At 43.2% G+C, this 4,288-nt stretch carries 4 protein-coding genes; all 4 read right to left on the reverse strand.

Translation table 11 applies throughout. The annotated features are described in order from the left end of the window. Nucleotides 1–622 (reverse strand): reverse transcriptase N-terminal domain-containing protein (locus PY364_RS19565; RefSeq protein WP_275525009.1); only part of this gene is annotated, 622 nt, incomplete at its 3' end. Nucleotides 623–1,231: 609 nt separating this feature from the next. Next, nucleotides 1,232–1,555, reverse strand: coding sequence for a hypothetical protein (locus PY364_RS19570; protein WP_275525010.1), 324 nt, complete (start codon nucleotides 1,553–1,555; stop codon nucleotides 1,232–1,234). Between the two features lie 478 nt (nucleotides 1,556–2,033). Further along, nucleotides 2,034–2,333 carry a hypothetical protein gene (locus tag PY364_RS19575; RefSeq protein ID WP_275525012.1) on the reverse strand — a complete coding sequence of 100 codons (300 nt, stop codon included), beginning with the start codon at nucleotides 2,331–2,333 and terminating at the stop codon, nucleotides 2,034–2,036. 135 nt (nucleotides 2,334–2,468) lie between these two features. Continuing rightward, on the reverse strand, nucleotides 2,469–4,064 hold the full coding sequence (locus PY364_RS19580; RefSeq protein WP_275525014.1) for a hypothetical protein: 1,596 nt from the start codon (nucleotides 4,062–4,064) through the stop codon (nucleotides 2,469–2,471). Nucleotides 4,065–4,288: the final 224 nt, after the last annotated feature.

Genomic DNA, 4,288 nt, shown 5'->3' on the forward strand with positions numbered 1-4,288 from the left:
GGCGGCTCAATGTGGGGTATGTGTGTATTTTTGCGAGTAATGCTTTATGGTCTATGCGGTCGAAGCATTTGGCAATGTCAGCATCTAGCACGTACTTGGCTTTATATCTGATATTGTTGAAAATTGCCGCAATCGCATCGTGACAGGAACGCCCTGGTCTGAAACCATAAGAGTTAGGCTCAAATTTAGCCTCCCACTCTGGTTCTAACGCTAGTTTAACTAACGCTTGCAAAGCGCGGTCTTCTATTGTAGGTATTCCCAACGGTCGCTTTTCATCACTACCGGGCTTTGGAATCATTACCCTTCGAGTGGGTTTAGCTTTCCCAGTAATTCTCAACCGTTTTACCAGTTTTACCCGTTGAATTGGACTGAGGGATTTTACCCCATCAACCCCAGCGGTGTTCTTTCCCTGCTTGTCTTGAGTAACTCTACGTACCGCGATACATTTTGCAGACCAAGACCTAATTAGGGTCTTCTGAAGTTTGCGAACTGCTTTGACATCACCTCGTAAACTCGCTTGGAATATCCGCTTTTGTAACTTGAAAGTTACCCGTTCTAGCTTGCGCCAGTTAAGGTCTTTCCACTCCACCGTCTGATTGTTCAGCGTATTAGATATATTCATCACTACTTGTTTTTATTCCTTTGAAATTACCGAGTATCTGTCAGCATATCCTCACCATTACAGTAAGGCATTCGCTTTTGATACCATCCCGCTCTTAATTACCATTCATTAGCTATTTACTGGATTTCGACCTCTCCAGAGGTAATTAAGAGTTACTTCGTTCCGATTACACATTGATTGAGTCTTTAGCTGTGATGCTTTCCACCGGGTTTACTGGCGGTGCTTATAAGTCGGCAGCAAAACCGCTTACGCCATATCCTTGCCTTTTGGCTTGGTGTTAATCAGCTTTTACCGTATTGATTAACGGGTTTATTCTGATTCAGTCATTTACACCATTGCCCGTTCACGATGGTTCAAACACATCTTTGCTTACGCTACGCATGGACTCTTACTCGACGTTTTTATCAGGTTGACTCCCGATAGTTCCGCCTTTTATCCCCGCTTTAACCTATTAGTTGCTACCTAATAAATTAGGGGATATGCTTTCACCGCTGCACTTGCGGGGTAGGACTTGACTCACGGAATCTCACCTACAAATGTAATCAGTTATCACTAACTGCCTGAGCAGCTAGGCTAACCGTCCCGTAAAGTTTTTACCCTTACTTTAGGTTAAACGAATCGCACTTGCTGGAAGGACGTGTACCACAGCCTCCTTTTTAATGTTCTTTGATTGCGGTAATGAGCGCGGTACGAATGGCAATACAGCCGTAATTGCGTGTGATGGCGGTGGAAAGTGTCTCGGCTAATAGAAATTACTTGGAGTAAATCTTGCTGCCTTACTTCGCGCTCGTTACTATCAACTGCAATGCGGATTAAATCATTGCGGTTTAGTGTAATTACGCTGCCATCTTGCCACTCGTCTTGGTCTAATAAAATGCTGGTTTTTGAGTAATCGGTAATGTCGATTAGTCGGGGAATTACTGGGGAAGGCATTCTGGAGTTTCATCTGACATTTTTGCGATTTGTTTTTAAGTGGTCGGATGTTTGTTTGATTTGTCCGATAAGTTAAGGTTAAAGTTTTTCCTTATAGTTGGCAAATTATTTTCTCAAATTTTCAATAGGGAAAATTTTACAAAACAATTTGACCGATTTTAAGTCTTATGATAGAAGCTGGTTTTGATAGCAGAATAAACAGAGCGAATTGAGCAAAATGATTATTTATTATGACTTACGTGCATAAACCGGGGTTCTATGAAAAATTCCAGATTCTTAACGAGATATCTACGAATAAACCGTTCGGACTTCGGTGAGACTTCGGACATTCCGCGTGCTCAGTCGAACTGCACTGTGTCAGCCCGATTTCTACCCTCGATGTGCGTAAGTCCTGATTCAAAAAGTAGCCGCAATAAAACACTCCCTACTCAATAAGAAGGGAGCGCTACAATAAGTTCATGAGTTTATTTTGCTGACACTAATTTGGAGTAACAGTTTGGTTCCATGTAACGTGCAATGCCCCTAAAAATAGACGTACTTCTAAAGGACATCCTGATGGATTTTTTAACCATTTGTAGATGGTTGAGTTTTTCTTTTCACCAACTAATTTCTGCAAAAACCTTACTCGCTCGGCTTTATAGCCTGATTCTGATTCCTCCAAACCTAATAAGCGAAATTGTGACCTGTATTGGCTATTGATTAGTAGTTTTGGTATCCAAAAATCACAGAAAATATCTGGCATTATTGGTTCGGGAATTATAAATTGTTGTGACTTCATAATTTTATCGAAGGGGAAGGGAAGGGGAGGGGGAAGGGGAAGGTTAAGAGGAGGAAGAGGGTGTTGTTAGCTTTTATTCAAGAAAGAAAAGGTAACAATGAGTTAGTTTTCCTTCCCCTTCCCCTTCCCCCTCCCTTAAAATACGGTGGAATATTCGACAATTAATTCGTACAGATAACGCCCCAGGGCCGACAATCCGTTTTTACCCGACGCTATCATTTGCTGGACTTTTTCTTTGCCGATTGCTGGTGTTAGTGCTTTCCCCAAATCAATGGCTATCGCCTCTCCTGAATAGACTTGTTTCAAGCTCTCTTTTTCTGCTCGTAATTCCTTGAGTTCGCGAGCGCTGTGAAAGCCGATGGAGATGCGCTCAACTTCTTCTGGGGAGATGTTGATGTATGCTAAATTTTGCTGGGGATTGTAAATTGGTACTTCTGTTTTGTGGCGAGTCCCTTCATCGAAGGCTACTATTGCAGCTTCGCCAGACGAACCGGTGATGGACACTACTTTCTCAAAGCGGTCTACCCGCCCCATTCGACCTTTGTAATCGCCTCGTCCTCCACCCATAACTCGGACGACGCTATTGATTTCAATTTTGCCCTTTTCGGTACTGGTGGCGATCGCATTAACTGGGGTTCTTAAGTTCTCGACCGTTGAGTTCGTTGAAGCTGCACTATTCTCGGACGACTTCTGCTTTAAGTTTGCTGCTAACTCTGCTTCGAGTTGTTGCACTTTGGTAACTAACTCAGCTACGGAATTTTCGTATTTAGCACTTACTTCTGCTTCAATTTGAGTACGAATAGTTTCTAAGTCCGAACCACTGGTATTAGGTTCCGATTGCAATTCCTCGGCTTTTGGCTCCAATGGCGACTCATCTATAAATAATTCACTGGCAATCGCCGCTACTTTCCTTTTGGTTTGATTCAATTGCTGCCGTAGGTGTTCTTTGGCGGAACTTTCAACTACACAGTTGTTAAATTCCTGTTGTAATGATGTGCGATCGCGTAAAGCTTTTACCAGTTCCACCAATTTTGGATCGGATAGTTCGGGTGTTGCAAATTCCAAGGCGGCTTGCACCTGTTGTTGTACTTGGGTGGCGGTGAATTTCGGCTGTTTTGGTAAAGCTCGCACTTTTGCTGTGTCGTAGCCAAAGTCTGTCAATACTTCCAAGATGTGGTCTGTGGATATTGGTGCAACTGCTGCTCTGATGCTTGCTTGTTCTTTCAAGGATTCAATATCGGTATCACCTATTCTAAAAATCGCTTTGACAATTTTCCAGTCTGCGTCTGATGCGATTGCACCGGGGGTGATTTTTTTGGGTTGCAGTTTTTCCTTGATTAGCGCTACTGTCCACTTGGCTTCGGCTGTGAGGATTTCTTCAATTTGTTGCTCGGTTCCAGCCATGAGTGCGGCTGAGTGACACAGGGGGAGGGATAGGATGCGCGATCGCAATTCGGGATATTTCTCTATTAGTTGAGCTTGTTTTGTGAGGTTGCGGAAATATCTCACAATTGGGGGAGCAAAGTGGTGCTTGAGCCAGCGGGTAAATTCGGCTTTTCCTAACACTGCTTCGACTTGGGCTAACCTCTCCCCAATTTTTAACCCTTGCTCTTTGAGGCAAGAGGCTTGAGCGGAATGACTCTGTAGCAGAGCGATCGCACTTTCGGCGATACGGATCGCAGCTTCAGGTACACTGCCAAATTTGAATACTTCTTCTGTAACTGCTAACATAACGATCGCTCCTTTGATTAGGGGGCTAAAGTCAGTCGCTTCTTGATTCGTAGTCGTAGGCGGCTGGCTTATTTTTTGATTATGATTTATGAATCGCAGCGTGTCAAGTATTCTCTATTAGAGTCTTAACGTTTCTTAAGGAGTCGTTTGCCGTTTATACTCTTAAGGGGTGACAAAGGGGATAATTGAGTCATAAAAACTAGAATGAGTTACTATGAATCAAA

This window comes from Kamptonema sp. UHCC 0994 (assembly GCF_029167235.1).
GTDB lineage: Bacteria > Cyanobacteriota > Cyanobacteriia > Cyanobacteriales > Microcoleaceae > Kamptonema.